This is a genomic window from Pseudomonas sp. (genome assembly GCF_017744435.1).
GTDB lineage: Bacteria > Pseudomonadota > Gammaproteobacteria > Pseudomonadales > Pseudomonadaceae > Aquipseudomonas.
Map to the genome: position 1 here is coordinate 84,649 of NZ_JAGIBG010000014.1, position 22,016 is coordinate 106,664.

Annotated in this window: 20 protein-coding genes; 10 read left to right on the plus strand and 10 right to left on the minus strand. The window is 65.0% G+C overall.

What is annotated here, in order from left to right; all coding sequences use genetic code 11:
• The first annotated feature begins 78 nt into the window (after positions 1–78).
• The 3 genes from J7573_RS11945 (at position 79) to J7573_RS11955 (ending at position 4,680) form a co-directional block, all read left to right on the plus strand.
• Entirely contained in the window at positions 79–1,443 is a 1,365-nt protein-coding gene (locus J7573_RS11945) for an MFS transporter (protein ID WP_294334918.1), read from the plus strand.
• Positions 1,444–1,522: 79 nt separating this feature from the next.
• The gene (gene garD, locus J7573_RS11950) at positions 1,523–3,076 is read left to right on the plus strand and encodes a galactarate dehydratase (RefSeq protein ID WP_294334919.1); all 1,554 of its coding nucleotides are present in this window, start codon (positions 1,523–1,525) and stop codon (positions 3,074–3,076) included.
• Between the two features lie 23 nt (positions 3,077–3,099).
• Positions 3,100–4,680 (plus strand): aldehyde dehydrogenase (NADP(+)), encoded by a 1,581-nt coding sequence (locus tag J7573_RS11955; RefSeq protein WP_294334921.1) that lies wholly within the window; start codon positions 3,100–3,102, stop codon positions 4,678–4,680.
• A 168-nt stretch (positions 4,681–4,848) separates the two neighbouring features.
• Here J7573_RS11955 and J7573_RS11960 read toward each other — a convergent pair whose 3' ends face one another.
• Positions 4,849–5,598 (minus strand): FadR/GntR family transcriptional regulator, encoded by a 750-nt coding sequence (locus J7573_RS11960; protein WP_294334922.1) that lies wholly within the window; start codon positions 5,596–5,598, stop codon positions 4,849–4,851.
• A gap of 145 nt (positions 5,599–5,743) precedes the next feature.
• Here J7573_RS11960 and J7573_RS11965 point away from each other — a divergent pair, with 145 nt between their 5' ends.
• Positions 5,744–6,394, plus strand: a complete 651-nt coding sequence (locus tag J7573_RS11965; RefSeq protein WP_294334924.1) for a DUF998 domain-containing protein — start codon at positions 5,744–5,746, stop codon at positions 6,392–6,394.
• A gap of 74 nt (positions 6,395–6,468) precedes the next feature.
• Entirely contained in the window at positions 6,469–6,798 is a 330-nt protein-coding gene (locus J7573_RS11970; protein WP_294334925.1) for a hypothetical protein, read from the plus strand.
• A gap of 60 nt (positions 6,799–6,858) precedes the next feature.
• On the opposite strand, the gene J7573_RS11975 is transcribed toward J7573_RS11970, so the two are convergent.
• The 4 genes from J7573_RS11975 to J7573_RS11990 form a co-directional block, all read right to left on the minus strand.
• Positions 6,859–7,779 (minus strand): LysR family transcriptional regulator, encoded by a 921-nt coding sequence (locus J7573_RS11975; RefSeq protein ID WP_294334927.1) that lies wholly within the window; start codon positions 7,777–7,779, stop codon positions 6,859–6,861.
• Between the two features lie 26 nt (positions 7,780–7,805).
• The gene (locus J7573_RS11980) at positions 7,806–8,780 is read right to left on the minus strand and encodes a quinone oxidoreductase (protein WP_294334928.1); all 975 of its coding nucleotides are present in this window, start codon (positions 8,778–8,780) and stop codon (positions 7,806–7,808) included.
• Positions 8,781–8,885: 105 nt separating this feature from the next.
• On the minus strand, positions 8,886–9,356 hold the full coding sequence (locus J7573_RS11985) for an OsmC family protein (protein WP_294334930.1): 471 nt from the start codon (positions 9,354–9,356) through the stop codon (positions 8,886–8,888).
• 32 nt (positions 9,357–9,388) lie between these two features.
• Positions 9,389–10,603: a YeeE/YedE family protein gene (locus tag J7573_RS11990; protein ID WP_294334932.1), complete on the minus strand. Its 1,215-nt coding sequence runs from the start codon at positions 10,601–10,603 to the stop codon at positions 9,389–9,391.
• A 220-nt stretch (positions 10,604–10,823) separates the two neighbouring features.
• On the opposite strand from J7573_RS11990, the gene J7573_RS11995 reads away from it, so the two are divergent.
• On the plus strand, positions 10,824–11,732 hold the full coding sequence (locus J7573_RS11995) for a LysR family transcriptional regulator (protein ID WP_294334933.1): 909 nt from the start codon (positions 10,824–10,826) through the stop codon (positions 11,730–11,732).
• On the opposite strand, the gene J7573_RS12000 is transcribed toward J7573_RS11995, so the two are convergent.
• Both J7573_RS12000 and J7573_RS12005 read right to left on the minus strand, forming a co-directional pair.
• Positions 11,733–12,239 (minus strand): DMT family transporter, encoded by a 507-nt coding sequence (locus tag J7573_RS12000; RefSeq protein ID WP_294334935.1) that lies wholly within the window; start codon positions 12,237–12,239, stop codon positions 11,733–11,735.
• A gap of 141 nt (positions 12,240–12,380) precedes the next feature.
• The gene (locus J7573_RS12005; protein ID WP_294334937.1) at positions 12,381–12,959 is read right to left on the minus strand and encodes a hypothetical protein; all 579 of its coding nucleotides are present in this window, start codon (positions 12,957–12,959) and stop codon (positions 12,381–12,383) included.
• Positions 12,960–13,227: 268 nt separating this feature from the next.
• Here J7573_RS12005 and J7573_RS12010 point away from each other — a divergent pair, with 268 nt between their 5' ends.
• On the plus strand, positions 13,228–13,527 hold the full coding sequence (locus J7573_RS12010; RefSeq protein WP_294334938.1) for a hypothetical protein: 300 nt from the start codon (positions 13,228–13,230) through the stop codon (positions 13,525–13,527).
• A 2-nt stretch (positions 13,528–13,529) separates the two neighbouring features.
• On the opposite strand, the gene J7573_RS12015 is transcribed toward J7573_RS12010, so the two are convergent.
• From J7573_RS12015 to J7573_RS12025, 3 genes are all read right to left on the minus strand, one after another.
• Positions 13,530–14,315, minus strand: coding sequence for a hypothetical protein (locus tag J7573_RS12015; RefSeq protein ID WP_294334940.1), 786 nt, complete (start codon positions 14,313–14,315; stop codon positions 13,530–13,532).
• 58 nt (positions 14,316–14,373) lie between these two features.
• Positions 14,374–15,186 (minus strand): class I SAM-dependent methyltransferase, encoded by an 813-nt coding sequence (locus J7573_RS12020; protein WP_294334943.1) that lies wholly within the window; start codon positions 15,184–15,186, stop codon positions 14,374–14,376.
• Positions 15,187–15,375: 189 nt separating this feature from the next.
• Positions 15,376–17,562, minus strand: coding sequence for an OsmC domain/YcaO domain-containing protein (locus J7573_RS12025; protein ID WP_294334944.1), 2,187 nt, complete (start codon positions 17,560–17,562; stop codon positions 15,376–15,378).
• Between the two features lie 380 nt (positions 17,563–17,942).
• On the opposite strand from J7573_RS12025, the gene J7573_RS12030 reads away from it, so the two are divergent.
• Genes J7573_RS12030 through J7573_RS12040 form a run of 3 tightly spaced genes read left to right on the plus strand, consistent with a single transcriptional unit; the run spans position 17,943 to position 22,003 of the window.
• A complete protein-coding gene (locus tag J7573_RS12030; RefSeq protein WP_294334946.1) occupies positions 17,943–18,398 on the plus strand; it encodes a (2Fe-2S)-binding protein in 456 nt (151 codons plus the stop codon).
• Positions 18,398–20,647, plus strand: coding sequence for a molybdopterin cofactor-binding domain-containing protein (locus tag J7573_RS12035; RefSeq protein WP_294334948.1), 2,250 nt, complete (start codon positions 18,398–18,400; stop codon positions 20,645–20,647). The genes J7573_RS12030 and J7573_RS12035 overlap by 1 nt, the downstream gene beginning before the upstream one ends.
• A gap of 18 nt (positions 20,648–20,665) precedes the next feature.
• On the plus strand, positions 20,666–22,003 hold the full coding sequence (locus tag J7573_RS12040; RefSeq protein WP_294334950.1) for a cytochrome c: 1,338 nt from the start codon (positions 20,666–20,668) through the stop codon (positions 22,001–22,003).
• Positions 22,004–22,016 lie beyond the last annotated feature (13 nt).

The following is a 22,016-nucleotide window of genomic DNA, read 5'->3' on the forward strand; positions in this document are numbered from 1 at the left end:
GCATCCGGAGTGGGCCTGCCCCACTCCGGCTACAACTCGTGAGCCCGCACAAAAATAACTAGTGGGAGTATTACCAGCATGCAAGCGACTAAAAAGACGCATGTGCGCTACCTGATCCTGTTCATGCTGTTCCTGGTGACCACGATCAACTACGCAGACCGAGCCACCATCGCCATCGCAGGCTCCAGCCTGCAGAAAGACCTCGGCATCGACGCCGTCACCCTTGGTTATATTTTCTCCGCCTTCGGGTGGGCTTACGTGGCCGGGCAGATCCCCGGTGGCTGGCTGCTGGACCGCTTCGGTTCGAAAAATGTCTATGCCTTCAGCATCTTCACCTGGTCGCTGTTCACCCTGATGCAGGGCTTTGTCGGCGGCCTGCCGGTGGCCTGGGCGGTGGTGACCCTGTTCACCCTGCGCTTCCTCGTCGGCTTCGCCGAGGCGCCGTCGTTCCCAGGCAACGCCCGTGTCGTCGCGGCCTGGTTCCCGACCCAGGAACGCGGTACCGCCTCGGCGATCTTCAACTCGGCGCAGTACTTCGCCACCGCACTGTTCGCCCCGATCATGGGCTGGATCGTGTTCAGCTTCGGCTGGGAGCACGTGTTCGTGGTCATGGGCGCATTGGGCATCGTGTTCTCCATGGTGTGGCTCAAGACCATCTACAACCCACGCCAGCACCCACGCATCAGCCAGAGCGAACTTGAGCACATCGAGCAGAACGGCGGCCTGGTCGACATGGACCAGAAGCGCGGCAACGACGGCCCGAAATGGGGCTACATCAAGCAACTGCTGACCAGCCGCATGCTGCTCGGCGTGTACCTGGGCCAGTACTGCATCAACGCCATCACCTACTTCTTCCTAACCTGGTTCCCGGTGTACCTGGTGCAGGAACGTGGCATGACCATCCTCAAGGCCGGCTTCATCGCCTCGCTGCCGGCAGTGTGCGGCTTCATTGGCGGCGTGCTGGGCGGCGTGATCTCGGACTGGCTGCTGCGTCGCGGCAACTCGCTGACCTTCTCGCGCAAGCTGCCGATCGTCTGCGGCCTGATGCTGTCGACCACCATGGTCTTCTGCAACTATGTCGACGCTGAGTGGATGGTGGTCGGTTTCATGACCCTGGCCTTCTTCGGCAAAGGCATCGGCGCACTGGGCTGGGCGGTGGTGGCAGACACCTCGCCCAAGCAGATCGCCGGGCTGTCCGGTGGCCTGTTCAACACCTTCGGCAACATCGCCTCGATCACCACGCCGATCGTGATCGGCTACATCATCAGCGCCACCGGCTCATTCAAGTGGGCCCTGGTGTACGTGGGTGCCAACGCCCTGGTGGCGGTGTTCAGCTACCTGGTGATCGTCGGCCCGATCAAGCGTATCGAGTTGCATGACGATGCCCCAAAGCCACAGCCTGAGCCGGTCGCCGACGGCGAACTGGCCAGCTCGCGGCACTGAGTGAACACGCCCGCGCCGGCCGAAGCCTGCGCGGGAGGATGTACAAAAAGCCTGAGAACCTGACAAGTAGGGCCCAAACATGCAGTTGATCGAACATTCCGACTCGCCCCGCTACGTCCGCCTGCACGATGACGACAACGTCGTGGTGGTGGTCAACGACGGCGGCCTGGGCGAAGGCGCCCGCTTCGCCGATGGCCTGACCCTGGTTGAAGGCGTGCCCCAGAGCCACAAGGTTGCCACCGTGCTGATCGCCAAGGGCGAGCCGGTGCGCCGCTACGGGCAGATCATCGGGTATGCGCTGGAAGACCTGCGCCAGGGCAGCTGGGTGCAGGAAAGCCAGCTGGCCATGCCGGCTGCCCCCGAGCTGGACAGCCTGCCGCGCTGCGACGCGGTACCGGATGCCCTGCCACCCTTGGACGGCTTCACCTTCGAAGGCTACCGCAACGCCGACGGCACCGTCGGCACCCGCAACATCCTCGGCATCACCACCACCGTGCAGTGCGTGACCGGCGTGCTGGAACACGCAGTCAAACGCATCCGCGCCGAATTGCTGCCCAGATACCCCAACGTCGATGACGTCGTCGCGCTCACCCACAGCTATGGCTGCGGCGTGGCGATCAATGCCCGCGACGCCTATATCCCGATCCGCACCGTGCGCAACCTGGCGCGCAACCCCAACCTCGGTGGCGAGGCACTGGTGATCAGCCTGGGTTGCGAAAAGCTCCAGGCCGGCCAGGTAATGCACGACAACGACCCGTCGGTGGACCTCAGCGAGCCTTGGCTGTATCGCCTGCAGGACGCCAGCCTGGGCTTTGTCGAGATGATCGAGCAGATCATGGGCCTGGCTGAAACCCGCCTGAAGAAGCTCGACCAGCGCCGCCGCGAGACCGTACCGGCCAGCGAGCTGATCCTCGGCATGCAGTGCGGCGGCAGTGACGCCTTCTCCGGCATCACCGCCAACCCGGCACTGGGCTACGCCGCCGACCTGCTGGTGCGCGCCGGCGCCACGGTGCTGTTCTCAGAAGTGACCGAAGTACGCGATGCCATCTACATGCTCACCTCGCGCGCCGAAAACCAGGCAGTCGCCGATGCCCTGGTGCGCGAGATGGACTGGTACGACCGTTATCTGCAGCAAGGCGCGGCGGACCGCAGCGCCAACACCACGCCGGGCAACAAGAAAGGCGGCCTGTCGAACATCGTCGAGAAGTCCCTCGGCTCGATCGTCAAGTCCGGCAGCGGCGCCATCCAGGGCGTGCTCGGCCCGGGCGAGCGGGTCAACCGCAAGGGCCTGATCTTCTGCGCCACCCCGGCCAGCGACTTCGTCTGCGGCACCCTGCAGCTGGCCGCCGGCATGAACCTGCATGTGTTCACCACCGGCCGCGGCACGCCGTATGGCCTGGCCATGGCCCCCGTGGTCAAGGTCTGCACCCGTACCGAGCTGGCCCAGCGCTGGCCGGACCTGATCGACATCGACGCCGGGCGCATCGCCAGTGGCCGCTCGACCATCGAAGAACTGGGCTGGGAGCTGTTCCACTACTACCTGGACGTGGCCAGCGGCCGCAAACAGACCTGGGCCGAACAGCACCGCCTGCACAACGACATCACCCTGTTCAATCCGGCACCGATTACCTGAACATTCAACCCTAGGAGCCCCACATGCCAGAGATCCTCGGCCACAACTTCATCGCCGGCCAGCGCAGTGCCGCTGGCGCGCAACGCCTGCAGAGCCTGGACGCCACCAGCGGCGAGGCCCTGCCCTACAGTTTCGCCCAAGCCACCGAGGCCGAAGTGGACCAGGCAGCCAAGGCCGCCGCCGCCGCCTTTGTCGAATTCCGCAACCTGAAACCGGCCCGCCGCGCCGAGTTCCTCGACGCCATCGCAGCCGAACTGGACGAGCTGGATGACGCCTTCGTCGCCATCGTCTGCCGTGAAACCGCCCTGCCTGCCGCCCGCATCCAGGGTGAGCGTGGCCGCACCAGCGGCCAGATGCGCCTGTTCGCCCAGGTGCTGCGCCGTGGCGACTTCCTCGGTGCGCGCATCGACCTGGCCCTGCCCGAGCGTCAACCGCTGCCGCGGGTAGACCTGCGCCAGATGCGCATCGGCGTCGGCCCGGTCGCCGTGTTCGGTGCCAGCAACTTCCCGCTGGCCTTCTCGACTGCCGGTGGTGACACCGCCGCAGCCCTGGCCGCCGGCTGCCCGGTGGTGTTCAAGGCGCACAGCGGCCACATGGCCACCGCCGACCTGGTCGGCTGCGCCATCCAACGCGCCGCCGAGCGCACCGGCATGCCCAAGGGTGTGTTCAACATGGTGTTCGGCACTGGCGTCGGCGAGCCGCTGGTCAAGCACCCGGCCATCCAGGCAGTCGGCTTTACCGGTTCGCTCAAGGGCGGCGACGCCCTGTGCCGCATGGCCGCCGAGCGCCCACAACCGATCCCGGTGTTCGCCGAGATGTCCAGCATCAACCCGGTGATCATCCTGCCGGGTGCCCTGGCCAAGCGTGGCGAGGCCATCGCCCGCGAGCTGGCCGGCTCCGTGTGCATGGGTGCCGGGCAGTTCTGCACCAACCCAGGCCTGGTGATCGGCCTGCAATCGGCGCAGTACAGCCAGCTGCTCGCCGACCTCGGCCAGCACCTGGACCAGCAGGCCGGGCAGACCATGCTCAATGCTGGCGGCCTGCGCAGCTATGTCGGCGGCCTGGAGCACCTGCACGCCCACGCTGGTATCGAGCACCTGGCCGGCCAGGCTCAGGCAGGCAGCCAGGCCCGTGCCCAGCTGTTCAAGGCCGATGCCCGCCTGCTGGTGGAGGCCGACCCGCTGCTGCAGGAAGAAGTGTTCGGCCCGACCACCGTGGCGGTCGAGGTCAAGGACAATGCGCAACTGCGTGACGCCCTGCTCGGCCTGCGCGGCCAGCTGACCGCGACGCTGATCGGCGAGCCGGAGGACTTCGAGGCCTTCGCCTGGCTGGTGCCGCTGCTGGAAGAGAAAGTCGGCCGCATTCTGGTCAACGGTTACCCGACGGGTGTGGAAGTGTGTGACGCGATGGTCCACGGCGGGCCGTATCCAGCCACCTCCGATGCCCGAGGCACCTCGGTCGGCACCCTCGCCATCGACCGCTTCCTGCGCCCGGTGTGCTACCAGAACTACCCGCAGGCGCTGCTGCCGGAAGCACTGCGTGACGGCAACCCGCTGGGGCTGCGTCGCCTGGTCAACGGGCAGTGGAGTGAAGGCGCGATCTGAGAGCCTTGAAACAAGAAAGCCCCGCATCTGCGGGGCTTTTCATTATCGCCTGTACCGGCCTCTTCGCGGGCAAGCCCGCTCCCACAGAGATCCCGCAAGCCTCAGACCTTTGATGATCCTGTGGGAGCGGGCTTGCCCGCGAAGAGGCCAGAACAAGTTATGAAGGGCTCAGGCCCCTTGTGCCTCGGCTTCTTCATGGGCCTGGCGCAAGCGCTCGCGGCTGTTGCTCAGGTGCATGCGCATGGCCATCTTCGCCCCTTCGCTGTCGCGACGGGCAATGGCTTCGTAGATCGCTTCATGCTCATGCATCAGCCGGCTCATGTAATGCGCCTGGTCGTCATGGGCCAACCGCGCCGAATTCAACCGGGTGCGCGGAATGATGCTGGTACCCAGGTGGTTGATGATGTCGGCGAAATAGTGGTTGCCGCTGGCCTGGGCAATACGCAGGTGGAACTGGAAGTCCGCCGACACTGCATCGGTGGCATGCGCAGCCCCCTCGTTCAACTCATCGAGCGCCGCGCGCATGCCGGCCAGTTCTTCATCGCTGCGCCGTTGCGCCGCCAGGCCCGCCGATTCGATCTCCAGGGCGATGCGCAGTTCCAGCACCGCCAGCACTTCGCGCAAGGTCACCACGGTCGCCGGGTCGATACGGAAGCCCCCGGTTGCTGGCGCATCCAGCACGAAGGTGCCGATGCCATGGCGCGTCTCAACCTGCCCGGACGCCTGCAGCCGAGAGATCGCCTCACGCACCACGGTACGGCTGACGCCCTCCTCGGCCATGATCTGCGATTCGGTCGGCAGCTTGTCGCCGCGCTTGAGCTGGCCGCTGCGAATGCGCTCGGTCAGCACCGTGACCAGTTCCTGGGCCAGACTACGCGGCTTGCGCCGGGTCCTTGCCTGTACCTGCTGCTCTGTCATGCCCTGTATTTCACCTTGAAAGACAGCCGTCATCATAACGCAAGCAGTTGTACGATCACATACACCCGCCGCGGTATTTCTTGCCAGGGCCGGCTGCCGTGAATTGAGATACAGTGAGGCTTTTCCATGGAAGGAAAGCCCCCGCATGAAACCGCTCGACCGTGCCTTGCTCGCCTGTGGCCTGCTGATCCCTTTCTGGCTGTTGCTGGGTGTCTGGTTCACCGCCCAGGCCTACCCCGGCTATGACCACCTGCAACACGCCATGAGCCAACTCGGCGCCACAGGTGCCCCGACCCAACGCTGGTCACCGCTGCTCAACAACTTCCCGCTCGCCTTGCTCTTCGCCTTGTTCGCCCTGGGCCTCGCACGGCGCTGGCGCTCCTCGAAACTGGCGCTGCTGAGCGCTGCGCTGGTATTGCTGCATGGTCTGGGCAGCCTCGGCACTGGCCTGTTTCCCTGCGACCAGGGCTGTGCGCCCGCCGAGCCGTCCAGCTCGCAGCAACTGCATAACCTCAGCGGTTTGCTGATGTTTGTCTCGTTGACCATGGCCAGCGCGCTATGGGTCTGGCTCGGCAAGCGCCTGGCCGGTTCGCCGGCCTTGGGCTGGTTTTCGCTGGTGTGCCTGATTGCTGCGGTGGTCAGCGTCGTCCTCATGGCCCAGGCCGCACAAAGCGGCCAGCTGTTCGGCCTGTACCAACGGCTGAACTACGGCGTGTCGGTCATGTGGATCGCTGGGCTGGCGCTGAGCAGCCTGCGCCCCGCACTGGCAAATCGCTTTCGCATCGCCACTACCTGATTGGAAAATGCTGGCCCCCAGGCCTTGCCAGTGAAGGCAAACTCCGTTCATCTTCATATGCTTAGGACAGCAACATGCGAACAATTCTAGCAACGATGGCCGGCTGCCTGCTGGCCACTGTCGGCTTCGGCGCCCAGGCCAAGGCGCTGAGCCAGAACGATCGCAACGTCTGTGGCTGGGGCTCGCAGATCGCCGCCGAGGCCCAGCAAGCCAAGCTCTCCGGGGTCACCCTGTATGCCACGCGCAAGAAGCTGCAGGTGCGCCGTTTCGACAAGCCATGGATGCGCATGACCGCCTTCGGCATCACCGAACAGACCTACAACAGCCGTTCGAAGCTGCAGCCGTCAGCCATCAAGCAGACGTATTACGAGCAATGCGTTCAGCACGCAGTGGCTAAACGATAAATCTATATATTTCAAATAGTTGAAATGTCTTACTAATGTATCTTCGAGAATCAGTCAGTCCTAACTTCGCCAGGGCGGGCCGTCCTTGAAGCGTTCCTCGATCCAGGCCTTGAACGCCCCCATGGCCGCGCTGCTCAGCCGCGCCGAGGGGCGCACCAGGTAGATACCTGCTGCCACGTCCAGCTGCCATTGTGGCAGCACCCGCACCAGGCGCCCGGCCGCGAGGTCCTCGCCCATCAACCAGTCGCCACCTGCCAGAATGCCCACGCCACGCCGCGCGGCTTCAAGCAGTGCCTCGTTGTCGTTGCCACGTAACGAGCCGCTGACCCGGACACTGATTTGCTGCTTTCCACTGTTAAGTCGCCATTCAGGAAATGAACGTAAACCACTGAAACCCAAACAGTTATGCTCAGAAAGCTGCTGCGGATCGAGCGGTTCGCCCTGACGCGCGAGGTAGGCCGGCGAAGCGCACAGGATGCGCAGGTGATCACCCAGCTTGCGCGCCACCAGGCGATTGTCTGCCAGCTCGCCAACGCGGATGGCTGCGTCGAAACCTTCGCCGACCAGGTCAACGAAGCGGTCGGCATACTCGGCGTCGATGGTCACCTGGGGGTAAGCCAGCACAAAATCCGCCAGCAGGCCGCTCAGCCAGCGACGGCCCATGGCGGCAGGCAAGGCCAGGCGCAAGCGGCCACGCACCGCTGCGGCGCCCTCGGCGGCCTCCTGCTCGGCCTCGGCAATCAGGCGGCTGGCCTCGCGCACGCGGGCCACCAGCCGCTCGCCTTCGTCGGTGAAGCGCAGTTGCCGAGTGGTGCGCTCCACCAGGCGTATGCCCAGGCGTTGCTCCAAGGCATTCAGGCGCTTCGACAGCACCGTGGGATGGCGCGCCAGCTGGCGGCCGGCGGCGGCAAACGAGCGTTGCTCGTGCAAGGCCAGCAAGGTGGCGAGTTCATCAGCGCGGCGGCTGTCAAAGGCATCCATGGCAAGGCTCGGTGGTGAATTCGGGATCAGGCGGTGAGAATCAGCGCCCCTTCCGACAGCCCTTGTTCCAGGTCCCCATGGGCCCTGGCCGCCTCGGCCAACGGGTAGCGGCGCCACACGCGAGGCTGAATGATACCTGCGTCAATCGCTGCCAGCACATCGGCTGCGCGCTGTTGGTATTCCTCAGCCGTGGCGGTGTGGGCGGCCAGGGACGGCCGGGTCAGGTACAGCGACCCCTTGGTATTCAGGGTGGCCACTTCGATGGGGGCCGGTAACCCCGAGATCGCCCCGCACGACACCAGCAGGCCACGGGGACGCAAGCTGTCCAGCGATGCCTGCAGCGACAGCTTGCCCACGCTGTCATACACCACGTCGACGCCTTGCCCCTGGGTCAGCGCACGCACCTGGCTGGCGAGGCTCACCGCATCGAAGACCAGCACAGCGTCACAACCTGCAGCCTGGGCCCGCGCCACGCTCTGTGGCTTCGACACCACGCCAATCACCCGAGCCCCCAGGTGGCGCGCCCAGGGCGCCATGAGCTGGCCAAGGGCACCGGCGGCGCCATACAGCAAAATCTGCGTACCCGGCCCCACCGGGTAGGTGGCCTTGAGCAGGTACTGCGCGGTGATGCCCTTGAACAGCACGGCAGCGGCCGCTTCATCGTCCAGGCTCGGCGGCAGCTTCACCAGGCGCTCCGCCGGATACAGCCGGCCGCTGGCATAGGCGCCCACAGGGCCGGTGGCATACGCAACGCGGTCACCGACCTGGACGTTGCTCACCCCGGCACCCACCGCAGTCACTCGCCCGGCACCCTCCAGCCCCAGGCCCGAAGGCAGAGCCAGCGCTGCGCCGCCTTTGCGCTGCAGCACATCCAGGGGGTTGACGCCCATTGCAGTCTGCTCCAGCCATACCTGCCCGGGGCCGGGCTGCTGGGGCTGCAGGTGTTCCAGGTGCATGACGTCGGCAGCGCCAGTGGCGCTCAGGGCAATTCGGCTAGCCATGTTCGGTTCCTTGCGGGAGTGAAAGACCGGATCAGGCTAATTGGCAGGCGGAACTCGAACAATCGGGCCAGGTGCAGATGATTGCTGCACCTGGTGAAGCAATGCTCAGCCGGGATAGACCGGTTCGCAGCGCACTTCGGTCTTCACCGAATTGGCGATGAAGCAGGCTTCGTGGGCCAGATGATGCAGCTGATCGAGCTGCTCCGCCGTCGGCTGGAGCTCCCCGGAGAACTCGACCCGCGGTCGCAGGGTGACCACGGTCATTGCCATGCGCCCTGCCTCATTGCGCGCCATCACCCCTTCGGCGTCGTCGGCATAGTGCTCGACGCAAAAGCGCTGCTTGGCCGCCAGCGACAGGAACCACAGCATGTGGCAGCTGGACAGCGCGGCGATGAAGGCCTCTTCCGGGTCCACGGCCGAGGCATCGGACATGGGCAACGGCACCACATGGGGCGACGACGACCCCGGCACCTCGACGCCGCCGTCGAAGCGCCACAGGTGCCGGCGGCTGTACTGGTTACCGAGAAAATCCTGGCCGTCGCGAGCCCAGGCCACGTGAGCGGTGTATTGCGCCATTCGAACCTCCTTGTCCAATTGATCACATCGTTTCAGCAGCCGCTGAGCGCCACCGGGCGGCGTTCGCCGGCAAAGAACATCGGGCGCAGGCGCACGCCGATCAGGTTGCCGGCGTAAGCCGCGATCAGCCACAACCAGCCGTGCACGCTACCCGACGCGATACCGCTGAAGTAGGCGCCGATGTTACAGCCATAGGCCAGGCGCGAACCATAGCCCAGCAGCAGGCCACCGATTACCGCGGCGATCAGCGATGGCAGCGGGATCTTCAGGCTGGGTGCGAAGCGCCCTGCCAGGCCTGCCGCCATCAGTGCACCGAGCACGATGCCGATGTCCATCACCGTGGTGATGTCCTGCCACAGCGGTGCAGCCAGCGCCTTGGCATTGGCCGGTGCCTGCCAGAACACCCAGCTGCCGACGTCCACGCCGAAGCTGGAAAGGGTCTTGGCGCCCCACAGGGCAAAGGCCGAAGTGATACCCCACGGGCGCCCGGCCAGGGCCAGCGTGGCGTAGTTGAGCAAGGCCAGGGCAATCGCGCCCCACAGCAGCGGCCAGGGGCCGCGCAGGAAGCGGCGCAGGCCCTGATGCTCGCTGCTCAGTGGCGCTTCCAGGGCACCATGACGACGCTTTTCCAGCACCACCGTGGCCCAGGCGATCAGCGCGAACACAGCCACGCTGACCAACAGCGCTGGCGCCACGCCCCAGGCCTGGACAATCGAAGTGGCCGGGAACGACGGCAGCGCGAACCACCAGTCGGCATGGTGGGTGGCGCTGACCGAGCCGATGATGAAGAACAGCAGGGTCACCAGCATCCGCGCATTGCCGCCGCCCACCGTGAACAGCGTGCCCGAGGCACAGCCGCCACCCAGTTGCATGCCGATGCCGAAGATGAACGCACCGAACACCACCGACACGCCAGCCGGCGCAACCAGGCCGGTGACCGGGGTACCGAACAGGCTGCCGGCCGACAACGCCGGGAAGAACAGCAGCACGGCCAGGGTCAGCATGACCATCTGCGCGCGCAGGCCGGCGCCGCGGCGTTCATTGATGAACACGCGCCAGGCCGAGGTAAAGCCAAAAGCGGCGTGATAGAGCGTCAGGCCCAGGGCGGCACCGACCATCAGCAGCAGCACCTGCTTGAAGCCGGCGTTGAGGTTGAGGAACCAGGCGCCAGCCAGCAGCAGGGCCAAGGCGATCAAGGGCGCACCGAGGCGGCGCGGTTCGGGTGTGGCGGTTGCGGAAAGACCCATTGAAATACTCGGATTACAGTGAAACGGGGGGGCGAGTATAACCCCGTCAGATGCTTTGTGTGGTCTGTACCGGCCCCTTCGCGGGCTTGCCCGCTCCCACAAGTACTGCATGGACCTTGAAGCACTAGGTCATCCTGTGGGAGCGGGCAAGCCCGCGAAGGGGCCAGTACATCTGTTAGGCTGATAATCACCTGTCAAAACCAACCGAAGCATTCGCCCCATGGATGAACTGCGCAAGATCGACCTCAACCTGCTGCTCACCCTGCATGCCCTGCTCAGCGAAAAGCACGTGACCCGTGCCGCCTTGCGCCTGCACCGCAGCCAACCCGCCGTCAGTCATGCCCTGGCGCAGCTACGTGCACACTTCGACGACCCGTTGCTGATCCGCCAGCACGGCCAGATGGCCCTGACCGCACGCGCCCAATCCCTGGCCAAACCGCTGCAGGATGCCCTCGGCAGCCTGAACGGCCTGCTGGCCGCGCCCCAGTTCGACCCAGCCCAAGCCCGGCGCCGCTTCAGGCTGTCGCTGTCCGACTACTCCTCGCGCATCATCTTGCCGCCGCTGGTTCGCCACCTGCGCCAGGTCGCTCCCGGCATCGACCTGGCGATCAGCCAGGCCAGCCGCGAAACCATGCTCGCGCAGTTGCTCGATGGCGAACTCGACCTGGCCCTGGGCATCTTCCCGGAATTGCCGGCCGACATCGCTGCCCAGACCTTGTTCGAAGACCGCTTCATCAGCGTCGCCGATCGCCAGGTGCTACCAGCCAAGGGCGGGCTTGCGCTGAATGACTGGCTGGCACGCCCGCACGTGCTCATGGCCATGCACCCGGATGCCCATGACGAGATCGAGCGCACCTTGGCCGAACAAGGCCTGCGCCGGCATATCGCGCTGGCACTGCCCCATTGGAGCGCAGCGGTCGAAGTGCTCACGGGCACCGACCTGGTCCTCACCGTGGCCAAGCGAGCGGTAGGCCCGATGCGCCAGCACCCGTCACTGCGCCAGTTCACGCCGCCGCTAGCAATCCCCGCCCTCGCCTATCAACAGGCCTGGCACGCCAGGAAGGACAGCGACCCCGGCCATCGCTGGCTGCGCGAGGCAGTCTGGGCCTGCAGCCAACCCGGGCGTTGATCAGCGCCCGACCACGGCCTGGCCGGACGACGGGGTCGAGGTCCAGCCGCCCTGCACCAGCAACACGCCACCGAGGATCAGCAGTACGCCGGCAACCCTGGCCAGGTTCACCGGCTTGCTGGCAACCCCCATCAGCCCGAAGTGGTCGACGATCACCGAGGTCAGGATCTGCCCTGCCACCACCAGCACCAGGAAACCCGCCGTGCCCAGCTTCGGTGTCAATGCAGCAGCGCCGGCCACGTAGAGGGCGCCCAGCACGCCTCCAATCCAGAGCCACCACGGGCCTTGCAGCGCTTTGCTCACGTCAGGCATGGGCACCCGCAGGATCAGCAACGCCGCGATGATCACCACCGAACTGACCGTCAGCGAGGTAAAGGCGCCCCACAACCAGTGCCCCAGGGCACGGCCGACGGCGGCGTTGCTGGCGGCCTGATAAGGCAGCACGAAGCCTGCAAGCAGGGCCATCATCACGGGAAGGAATGCAAGCAGCAGGGTCTTGTAGGACATGATGGGTCTCATCTGAAGTCAGGATGAGACCATGATCGGTAAATCGACAGCGTTTATGGAAATCGAAAAGGTGCACTTGCTGTATTCGTCACGCGCATGCTGCCGAATGCGGGCCTGCCGAAGCGTGCCCGCAGCCCGACCTCAACGCCAGGTATCGACCCGCAGCACTTCGGTGTAGATCGCATCGACGGTCTGGCCGACCTTGAGGTTTTTCATGCGCTTCTGCAGGTCCGGGTTCTCGACCTTGACCACCTGCAGCTTGCCTTCGGGCGGCAGCAGGCTGACTTCATGTTTCTTCAAGTCGATCTTCTTGATCTGCGAGGTTACCCGGACCTGGCGGAACGCTTCGCCGCCGGGGTTGGGGTTGTCCTTGGTGGCACGGATTTCCCCGGACTCTTCAGTAGCCTTCGGCGCACCGCCAACGTCGCTGTTGAGCACATAGGCAACTGCCCGGGTGACGTAGATATCGACATTGTCACCCACTTTCAGGTTGGGCAGCGCTTTGGCCTTTTCCGTCAGTTGCAGGGTGACATCCTTGTCGTTCGGCCCTTTTACCGTGACTTGGCGGTTGGCCAGGTCGATGGCCGTGACCTGGGTTTTGACGTGGCTTTCCAACGCCTGACTGCCAATCGGAATTTCGGCAGCCTGCACCGTGAAGGTAGCAGCGGACATCAGCGTGGCGAGGGCAACAGCGCGAGCGAGTGTGCAAATAGGATTCATAGGCCTGCTTCCATGTGTTCAAGACCGGGTTGTGCGTGAAGTGTTTACGCGCAAACAAGCATAGCCATTGCCTGCCACTCTGCAGGTAAAAGGCCGGGCTGCGGCACATTTCAACCCCTTTGCATCAACGGCAACGCGCGATATCCCGCAAAACGCTTGAAAGTTGCTCTCGGGCGGCAGGTCGGGTTCACCTTGACGTTCGGATAGTTCACCGCTTGGCTTGATATCAATATCCTGAAAGACTCTGCGCGTCGGAATGAGGGATACCATGAGAACTTGCAACACACGACCTTACGCGTACTGGACCGCGCATGCCTTGCTGGCCATCAGCCTGGCACTCAATGCTGGCTGTTCGAGCAAAAACAGCAAGGCGCGCTACTACGCCGCCGCTCCAGGCTCCAACTGTTACGCCAAGGCGCTTCCGAGCACCGGCGAAGGCGGCCTGGCCTGGGGCAACACACTGGGCATTGCCAAGCAGAAGTCGCTGAACAACTGCATCCGCTATGCCGGCCGCTCAGGCGGTACGCCAGACACCTGCCAGGTGGTGCTGGCCAAGTGCAAGAACTGAACCTAGGTCGGGTCTGCGCCGTTGAGCAACGCTTCAAGCACGCGTTCGAGCTCCGATAGCTCGATTTCCACCAGCGTCCCTGCTTGCGCGAGGCGCTGGTCACAGTCGATGACTACCTGCACGCTCCGGCGTGCTTGGTTCCCCGGGTATTTGCGCAACGTCAGCTCGACCTGCCAGGCATTGAGCCAGGTGCTGATGTCCGCCGACCAGCGACGGTCTTCGAACGCCAGCAGGCAGGTCCCCTGCCGTGTATCGATGATCCTCGGCCGGTAGACCCAGTGCGAGTTCCCCGCCTCCCATGGGGTAACCAGCAGCCGGTAGCGGTCATCTTCCGAGTGCGATTGAATCTCCACCTCGTCTGCGGGCTGGCCATTGGCGGCCACGTAGCGCTGGAACGCCTCGACCTGGGCAGCAAAGCGCCCCATGCCCTGGTAATAGTCGACATGCTTCCTGTACCCGGCGAACGCCGCAGACTGCGGGCCGTCGGTATACAACGAGACAATGGCCGAACTCTGCACCAGCCAGTAGATTTCATCCGACAGTTCGTGGGCTTTGCTGCTGCCCAGGTCGATCGCCTTTGACAGCAGCTCCCTGGCCAGTTGCTGGCCAACCTCACGCAGTGCAGCAGCCTGCACCGGCGGCAGGGTTTCTGCGGCCTGCGCGATAAAGGCCGCATAACGCTGTTGCAGTGATTGGCCGGCCAGGCCAAGCGCCGGGCACTGCGGCGGCGGCAGGTCAAGTGGTTCGGGCGCCCTTCTGTTGCGCGGCAGGTGGAAAAGGTTGATCACCAGTGACTTCCTTGTGAGGGTGCGGACGCCCGCCATGCTACCCCATGAACCGTCTCCTTCAGTACCGGATGATCACCACTTCCAGATATTCACTGGGCACCACCAGGGACGAGGCGCCAGCCTGGTTGTGCTCTTCCAGCAATGCAGTAAGGTCGCTCTCCAGTGCCGCCGCCGCATCCGCCGGCAGTGCCGCGAAGGCTTTGTGCACCGGCCCGTACCAGGTGCGGAACACGTCGATGAAATGCGCCGCCGAGCGATAGCGGAAGTTGAACTGCTGGCGGCTGACGTCCATCGCGCCAATCTTGCCGGTGAACATCTCGCGCAACTGCGCTTCATCGCCCCAGCGCGATGGCGGCAAGGCGCCGGGAGGGGGTGGCACATGCCGGCCGAGGGTCTTGAACATCTGCCCGACGAAACCCTGCGGCGTCCAGTTGGCCAGGCCTATACGCCCGCCCGACCGGCACACGCGGGCCATCTCCCGCGCAGCCTGGGGCTGGTCGGGGGCGAACATCACGCCAAACGTCGACAACACCACGTCGAAGATACCGTCCTTGTAGGGCAGCGCCTCGGCATCGGCCACTTCGAAATCGACCTTGAAGTGCTCCGCACGGGCACGCTCTTCACCGCGCTTGAGCAGTTCGGCCACGTAGTCGGTGGACGTGACCCGGCAGCCGCGCCGGGCAGCAGCCAAGGTGGCGTTGCCATTGCCGGCCGCGACATCCAGCACCTGCTCGTCCCAGCGCAAATCGCAGGCTTCGGCCAGGCGTTCACCGACCAGTTGCAAGGTGGTGCCGATCACCGCGTAGTCGCCGCTGGCCCATGCCGCTTGCTGGCGGGCCTTCAGTGCATTGGTATCCAGAGGAGTGCTCATGGTCTGCGCCTTCTTGTTGTGCGCGGCCGAGGTCCTTCTGGCGGTCTACGCGCCTTGGAATGGAATAGGTTTGAGCGGGATTCAGCTAAGCGCTGATGAGGGGGAGCGGCAAGCGCAGGGCAATATCAATTGGCGATAGCGGCAAGAACGTCAAGCTATTTGGGGCTGCATGGCAGCCCCAAACATCGGTCAGGCGAACTTGGCCCGCGCAGCGTGCAGTTTCTTGTAGCTCTCGATCAGGCGCAGGTGACGGTCCAGCCCTTCCAGCTTCATGCTGGTCGGGGTCAGCCCATGGAAGCGCACGCTACCGTCGACCGAACCCAGCACCGCGTCCATCCGCGGGTTGCCGAACATGCGGCGGAAGTTGGCCTCGTAGTCGGCCATTTCCAGCTCTTCATCCAGCTGCACTTCCAGCACCACGTTCAGCGCCTGGTAGAACAGGCCACGCTCGACGGTGTTGTCGTTGAACTGCAGGAACGCCTCGACCAGCTCCTTGGCCTCCTCGAAGCGCTTGAGCGCCAGGCAGATCAACAGCTTCAACTCAAGAATGGTCAACTGGCCCCACACCGTGTTCTCGTCGAACTCGACGCCGATCAAGGTGGTGATGGTGGTGTAGTCATCCACCTCGCATTTGTCCAGACGCCGGCGCAGCGCGCGCAGCGCGCGGTCGTCGAGGCTGTGCAGGTTGAGAATGTCGGCACGGAAGCCCAGGGCGCGGTTGGTGTTGTCCCAGATCAGGTCCTCGACCGGGTAGATCTCGGAATAACCCGGCACCAGGATGCGGCAGGCGGTGGCGCCGAGGTTGTCGTACACCGCCATGTACACCTCTTTGCCAAGGTCTTCGAGGATGCCGAACAGGGTCGCGGCTTCCTGAATGTTGGAGTCCTCGCCATGGCCGGAGAAGTCCCACTCGACGAACTCGAAATCGGCCTTGGCACTGAAGAAGCGCCACGACACCACACCGCTGGAGTCGATGAAGTGCTCGACGAAGTTGTTCGGCTCGGTCAGCGCATGGCTTTCGAAGGTCGGCTGCGGCAGGTCGTTCAGGCCCTCGAAGCTGCGGCCTTGCAGCAGTTCGGTGAGGCTGCGCTCCAGCGCCACTTCAAAGCTCGGGTGGGCGCCGAACGAGGCGAACACGCCGCCGGTGCGCGGGTTCATCAAGGTCACGCACATCACCGGGAACTCACCGCCCAGCGAGGCGTCCTTGACCAGCACCGGGAAGCCCTGCTCTTCCAGGCCCTGGATGCCGGCGAGGATGCCTGGGTACTTGGCCAGCACTTCCTGGGGAACGTCCGGCAGGGCCAGCTCGCCCTCGAGGATTTCGCGCTTCACGGCGCGCTCGAAAATTTCCGACAGGCACTGCACCTGGGCTTCGGCCAGGGTGTTGCCGGCGCTCATGCCGTTGCTGAGGAACAGGTTCTCGATCAGGTTGGACGGGAAGTACACCACCTGCTCGTCGGACTGGCGCACGAACGGCAACGAGCAGATACCGCGCTCGGTGTTGCCCGAGTTGGTGTCGTACAGGTGCGAACCACGCAGTTCGCCGTCGCCGTTGTAGATCTCCAGGCAGTGTTCGTCGAGAATTTCTGCCGGCAGCGCGTCCTTCGGCCCTGGCTTGAACCACTGCTCGTTCGGGTAATGCACGAACGGCGCGTTGGCGATGTCCTCGCCCCAGAACTGGTCGTTGTAGAAGAAGTTGCAGTTCAGCCGCTCGATGAACTCGCCCAGCGCCGAGGCCAGTGCGGCCTCCTTGGTCGAACCCTTGCCGTTGGTGAAGCACATCGGCGACTGCGCATCGCGCACGTGCAGCGACCAGACGTTGGGCACGATGTTGCGCCACGAGGCGATCTCGATCTTCATCCCCAGGCCAGCGAGGATGCCGGACATGTTGGCGATGGTCTGCTCCAGCGGCAGGTCCTTGCCGGGGATGTAGGTGGTGGTGTCGGCCACCGGCATCAGCAGGCCCTGGGCATCGGCGTCGAGGTTGTCGACTTCTTCGATGATGAACTCGGGGCCGGTCTGCACCACTTTCTTCACGGTGCAGCGGTCGATGGAGCGCAGGATGCCCTGGCGGTCCTTCTCGGAAATGTCCTCGGGCAGCTCGACCTGGATCTTGAAGATCTGGTTGTAACGGTTCTCCGGGTCGACGATGTTGTTCTGCGACAGGCGGATATTCTCGGTGGGGATATCGCGGGTCTGGCAGTACAGCTTGACGAAGTACGCCGCGCACAGGGCCGACGAGGCCAGGAAATAGTCGAACGGGCCAGGGGCCGAACCATCGCCCTTGTAGCGGATCGGCTGGTCGGCGATCACCGTGAAGTCGTCGAACTTGGCTTCAAGACGAAGGTTGTCGAGAAAATTGACCTTGATTTCCATGCGGGAATTACCGTGATTTAAGCGTGCAAAACGAAATTGGCCGGCATTATCCGGGTTTTCGCCCTGGAAGTCCTCTCCACATCTGTGCGGGGTCTTCTGTGGGGTCGCGAAAGGCCACAGGATTATCACCAGTGTCCAGGCATGCGCTGTACTTGTGGGAGCCGCGCCGGCTTTTAACATTTGAGCAAGACAGTAGTTCCCTCAGAGTCGGCATCAGCATGACATGTTGTGCATTCCACCGAATTGCTTGCCTGATCCTCTGAACCTGCGCCCGCCACCAGACCCGTGGTCGTACCACTGTGCTAGCGTTTCTGGATTGGGGAACAACGTATTCCCCACCAGACAGTAAACGCCATCAACCGATGATCAGCAGGTGAGCCATGGAACTTCATATCAACCAGAAGACCTATCAGGTCGACGCCGATGCCGACACGCCGCTGCTGTGGGTATTGCGTGACGACCTGGGCATGACTGGCACCAAGTATGGCTGTGGCCTGGCCCAGTGCGGCGCCTGCTCGGTGCTGGTGGATGGCAACGTCGTGCGTGCCTGTGTCACCCCCGTGGCCGGTGTGGTCGGGCGCGAGGTGACCACCATCGAAGCGGTGGAGGCCGACCCGGTAGGCAAGCGCGTGGTGGCGGCCTGGGTCGAACACCAGGTCGCGCAGTGCGGCTACTGCCAGTCCGGCCAGGTGATGGCGGCCACGGCGCTGCTCAAGCACACCCCCAAGCCCAGCGATGAGCAGATCGGCGCGGCAATGGTCAACCTCTGCCGCTGCGGCACCTACAACGCCATCCATGCCGCCGTGCATGCACTGGCCCGAGGGGAGCAGGCCTGATGAACACGCCCGTCGATACCCCCGCAGAACTGCTCAGGCTGCAGCTGGGCGAAACCGTCAACCTGTCGCGCCGGCGCTTCCTGGCCGGCACCGCGGTCGGTGCCCTGGTGCTGGGTTTCGGCTTGCCGATGGGCGCGAGCCGCGTGCAGGCAGCGGCGGCAGCCACCCCGGAGCGCGGCACCCAGGTGCCGGCGTTCCTGGAAATCCGCCCGGATGGCAAGGTGCGCCTGCTCAGCCCGTTCATGGAGGGTGGCCAAGGCCCCTTCACGGCCATGGCCCAGATCGTCGGTGAAGAACTCGACGTCGACCCGGCCAACTTCCTGGTAGAAAGCGCACCACCCGGGGAAGCCTACGTGGTGATGGAAAACGGCCTGCGCATCACCGGTGGCAGCATGTCGGTGCGCATGAGCTACCCGACCATGCGTCGCCTCGGCGGCCTGGCCCGGGCCATGCTGCTGCAGGCTGCGGCCGAGCAGTGGGGCGTACCGGTCGGCGAGCTGTCCAGCGAGCCTGGCAAGGTCATTCACGCCGCCTCCGGCCGCTCGCTGGCCTATGGCGAACTGGCCAGCCGGGCCATGGACCTGCCGGTGCCGGACCCGGCCAGCATCAAGCTGCGCGACCCCAGCCAGTTCCGCTGGATCGGCAAGCCGGTGCGGCGCCTGGATGCCTACGACAAATCTACCGGCAGGGCCCAGTACTGCATCGACATCAAGCTCGACGGCATGCTCCACGCCGCCGTGCAGCACGCGCCACGCCTGGGCATGACCGTGGGCAGCCTGCGCAACGAGGAACAGGTCAAGGCCATGAAAGGCGTGCACTCGGTGCATCAGTTGCCGGGCGCCGTGGCCGCGGTCGCCGAACGCTGGTGGCACGCCAAGCGTGCAGTGGAGGCCATCCAGGTGGACTGGAAAGAGCCAGGCGCCGACAGCAAGGTGCGGCCGATGCCGGCAGACTTTTCCAGTGACGGCTGGCGCGAGCACCTGGCCAGCGTTGAAGGGCCGGCCCGCGACGAGGAAAACGAAGGCGACATTGCCAGCGCCCTGGCCAATGCCAAGACCCAGGTCGAGGCCAGCTACCACAACCAGTACCTCAACCATGCCCAGCTGGAGCCGCCGTCTGCCCTCGCCCGCTTCAACCCGGACGGCACCCTGGATGTCTGGCTGCCCAACCAGGCGCCAGACATGTTCCGCGACGACATCGCCAAGCGCACCGGCCTGGATGCGGCGCAGATCACCCTGCACTCGCCCCTGCTGGGCGGCTTCTTTGGCCGCCATTTCCTGTATGACTCGGCCAACCCGTACCCGCAGGCCATCGCCCTGGCCAAGGCCGTCGGCCGGCCGGTCAAGCTGATCTGGAGCCGCGAGGAAGAGTTCCTGCGCGACGTGCTGCGCCCGGTCGCCGTGGTCAAGTTCCGCGCCGGGCTGGATGCCGACGGCCTGCCGGTGGCCATCGAAGCCGTGAGCGCCACCGAAGGCCCGACCGAGGCCCTCGCCGGCAAGCAAGGCGACAAGATCGACCCCACGGCCCTCGAAGGGCTGTCGGGCAAGTCCTACGCCATTGCCAACAAACGCATCGCGCAGATCTACGTCAAGGGCCCGGCCATGCTTGGCTACTGGCGCTCGGTAGGCAATTCGCTGAACGACTTCTTCTATGAATCGTTCCTTGACGAGCTGGCCGACAAAGGCGGCAAGGACCCTTACGAACTGCGCCTGCACCTGCTGCGTGGCAATCAGCGCCTGACCAACCTGCTGCACGCGGTGGCCGAGCTGTCCGGCGGCTGGAAGCGCGGGCCGTTCACGGCAGAAGACGGCAGCAAGCGCGCCCGCGGCATTGCCATGGCCTCGCCATTCGGCTCCGAAGCCGCAGCAATCGCCGAGGTGTCGATCGAGAACGGCCAGGTCAAGGTGCATGACATCTGGCAGGCGATCGACCCCGGCAGCATCGTCAACCCGGCGATCATCGAGCATCAGGTCAACGGTGCGGTGGCCCTGGGCCTGTCGCAGACGCTGGTGGAAGAAGCGGTGTTCATCGACGGCAAACCCCGCGCGCGTAACTACGACCTGTACCCGATCCTGCCGCCCTCGCGCATGGCCCGGGTGCATGTGCGCATTGTCGAGAGCGGGGCGAAGATGGGCGGTATCGGCGAGCCGCCGTTGCCGGCGGTGGCGCCTGCCGTGGCCAACGCCGTGGCGCAGCTCACCGGCCAGCGGGTGCGCAGCCTGCCGCTGAGCCGCCACACCTTCAGCTGACCGGACAAGGACTGCCCCATGACCCACAGCCGTTTCGCCCGAACCGCGGGCTGGCTGGCCGTGCCGTGCCTGGTCGCGGCCGGCCTGCTGGCCTGGTACGTCACCCGCGAGCCCGCCTCGCCTTTCACCACCGAACGTGTTGACCCCGCGCTGGTCAGCCGCGGCGAATATGTCGCCCGGCTCAGCGACTGCGTGGCCTGCCACAGCCTGCCCGACGGCAAACCGTTTGCCGGCGGCCTGGCAATGGCCACGCCGCTGGGGACGATCCACGCCACCAACGTGACCCCTGACCGCGAAACCGGTATCGGCCAGTACAGCCTGGCCGACTTCGACCGAGCCGTGCGCCATGGCGTCGCGCCGGGTGGCCGGCGATTGTACCCGGCCATGCCCTACCCTTCGTACGCCAAGCTCAGCGACGACGATGTAAAGGCGCTGTACGCCTTCTTCATGAAAGGTGTGCAGCCGGCTCAACAGGCGAACATCCCCAGCGATATCCCCTGGCCGCTGAACCTGCGCTGGCCCATCGCCTTGTGGAACGGCGTGTTCGCCGCCGACACGCCTTACGCGGCCAAGCCTGGGCAGGACGCGCTGTGGAACCGCGGCGCCTATATCGTCCAGGGGCCTGGCCACTGCGGCAGCTGCCACACGCCACGGGGCCTGGCCTTCAATGAGAAGGCCCTGGATGAAGCCGGTACGCCGTTCCTCGCCGGTGCCCTGCTCGATGGCTGGTACGCACCCAGTTTGCGCAGCGACCACAACACCGGGCTCGGCCGCTGGAGCGAGGCCGAGATCGTCCAGTTCCTCAAGACCGGGCGCAACCGGCATGCGGTGGTGTATGGGTCGATGACCGAAGCGTTCAACAACTCCACGCAATTCATGAACGATGAAGACCTGGGCGCCATCGCCCACTACCTCAAGTCGCTGCCCGGTGACCCACAGCGTGATGGTACGCCCTGGCAGTACCAGGCCGTTTCCGCGGCCACGCGCCTGGACACCCCGGGCGCCCACACCTTTGTCACCCGCTGTGCCAGTTGCCACGGCCTGGACGGCAAGGGCCAGGTCGAGTGGATGCCACCGTTGGCCGGCGCCACCTCGGCATTGGCCCGGGAAAACGCCTCGGCGATCAACATCACCCTCAATGGCTCGCAACGCATCGTTGCCGCCGGGGTGCCGGATGCCTACCGCATGCCGGCGTTTCGCGAGCAGCTGTCGGATCAGGAGATTGCCGATGTATTGAGCTTCGTGCGCAGCACCTGGGGCAATGCGGGCGGCGCGGTGGATGCACAGGCAGTGGGCAAGCTGCGTGGGCACACCGACCCGGCCAGCAGCAGCCCGATCATCCTGCACATGCGGTAGAAGATGTTGCCTG

Bases quoted from the DNA above. Each gene is read 5' to 3' on its own strand.
- J7573_RS12025 (WP_294334944.1), bottom strand. From the start codon at position 17,562: ATGGAAATCAAGGTCAATTTTCTCGACAACCTTCGTCTTGAAGCCAAG.
- garD (WP_294334919.1), top strand. From the start codon at position 1,523: ATGCAGTTGATCGAACATTCCGACTCGCCCCGCTACGTCCGCCTGCAC.
- J7573_RS11945 (WP_294334918.1), top strand. From the start codon at position 79: ATGCAAGCGACTAAAAAGACGCATGTGCGCTACCTGATCCTGTTCATG.
- J7573_RS12040 (WP_294334950.1), top strand. From the start codon at position 20,666: ATGACCCACAGCCGTTTCGCCCGAACCGCGGGCTGGCTGGCCGTGCCG.
- J7573_RS12000 (WP_294334935.1), bottom strand. From the start codon at position 12,239: ATGTCCTACAAGACCCTGCTGCTTGCATTCCTTCCCGTGATGATGGCC.
- J7573_RS11960 (WP_294334922.1), bottom strand. From the start codon at position 5,598: ATGACAGAGCAGCAGGTACAGGCAAGGACCCGGCGCAAGCCGCGTAGT.
- J7573_RS11990 (WP_294334932.1), bottom strand. From the start codon at position 10,603: ATGGGTCTTTCCGCAACCGCCACACCCGAACCGCGCCGCCTCGGTGCG.
- J7573_RS11980 (WP_294334928.1), bottom strand. From the start codon at position 8,780: ATGGCTAGCCGAATTGCCCTGAGCGCCACTGGCGCTGCCGACGTCATG.
- J7573_RS11955 (WP_294334921.1), top strand. From the start codon at position 3,100: ATGCCAGAGATCCTCGGCCACAACTTCATCGCCGGCCAGCGCAGTGCC.
- J7573_RS12020 (WP_294334943.1), bottom strand. From the start codon at position 15,186: ATGAGCACTCCTCTGGATACCAATGCACTGAAGGCCCGCCAGCAAGCG.
- J7573_RS11985 (WP_294334930.1), bottom strand. From the start codon at position 9,356: ATGGCGCAATACACCGCTCACGTGGCCTGGGCTCGCGACGGCCAGGAT.
- J7573_RS12010 (WP_294334938.1), top strand. From the start codon at position 13,228: ATGAGAACTTGCAACACACGACCTTACGCGTACTGGACCGCGCATGCC.
- J7573_RS11970 (WP_294334925.1), top strand. From the start codon at position 6,469: ATGCGAACAATTCTAGCAACGATGGCCGGCTGCCTGCTGGCCACTGTC.
- J7573_RS12035 (WP_294334948.1), top strand. From the start codon at position 18,398: ATGAACACGCCCGTCGATACCCCCGCAGAACTGCTCAGGCTGCAGCTG.
- J7573_RS12030 (WP_294334946.1), top strand. From the start codon at position 17,943: ATGGAACTTCATATCAACCAGAAGACCTATCAGGTCGACGCCGATGCC.
- J7573_RS11975 (WP_294334927.1), bottom strand. From the start codon at position 7,779: ATGGATGCCTTTGACAGCCGCCGCGCTGATGAACTCGCCACCTTGCTG.
- J7573_RS12005 (WP_294334937.1), bottom strand. From the start codon at position 12,959: ATGAATCCTATTTGCACACTCGCTCGCGCTGTTGCCCTCGCCACGCTG.
- J7573_RS11995 (WP_294334933.1), top strand. From the start codon at position 10,824: ATGGATGAACTGCGCAAGATCGACCTCAACCTGCTGCTCACCCTGCAT.
- J7573_RS11965 (WP_294334924.1), top strand. From the start codon at position 5,744: ATGAAACCGCTCGACCGTGCCTTGCTCGCCTGTGGCCTGCTGATCCCT.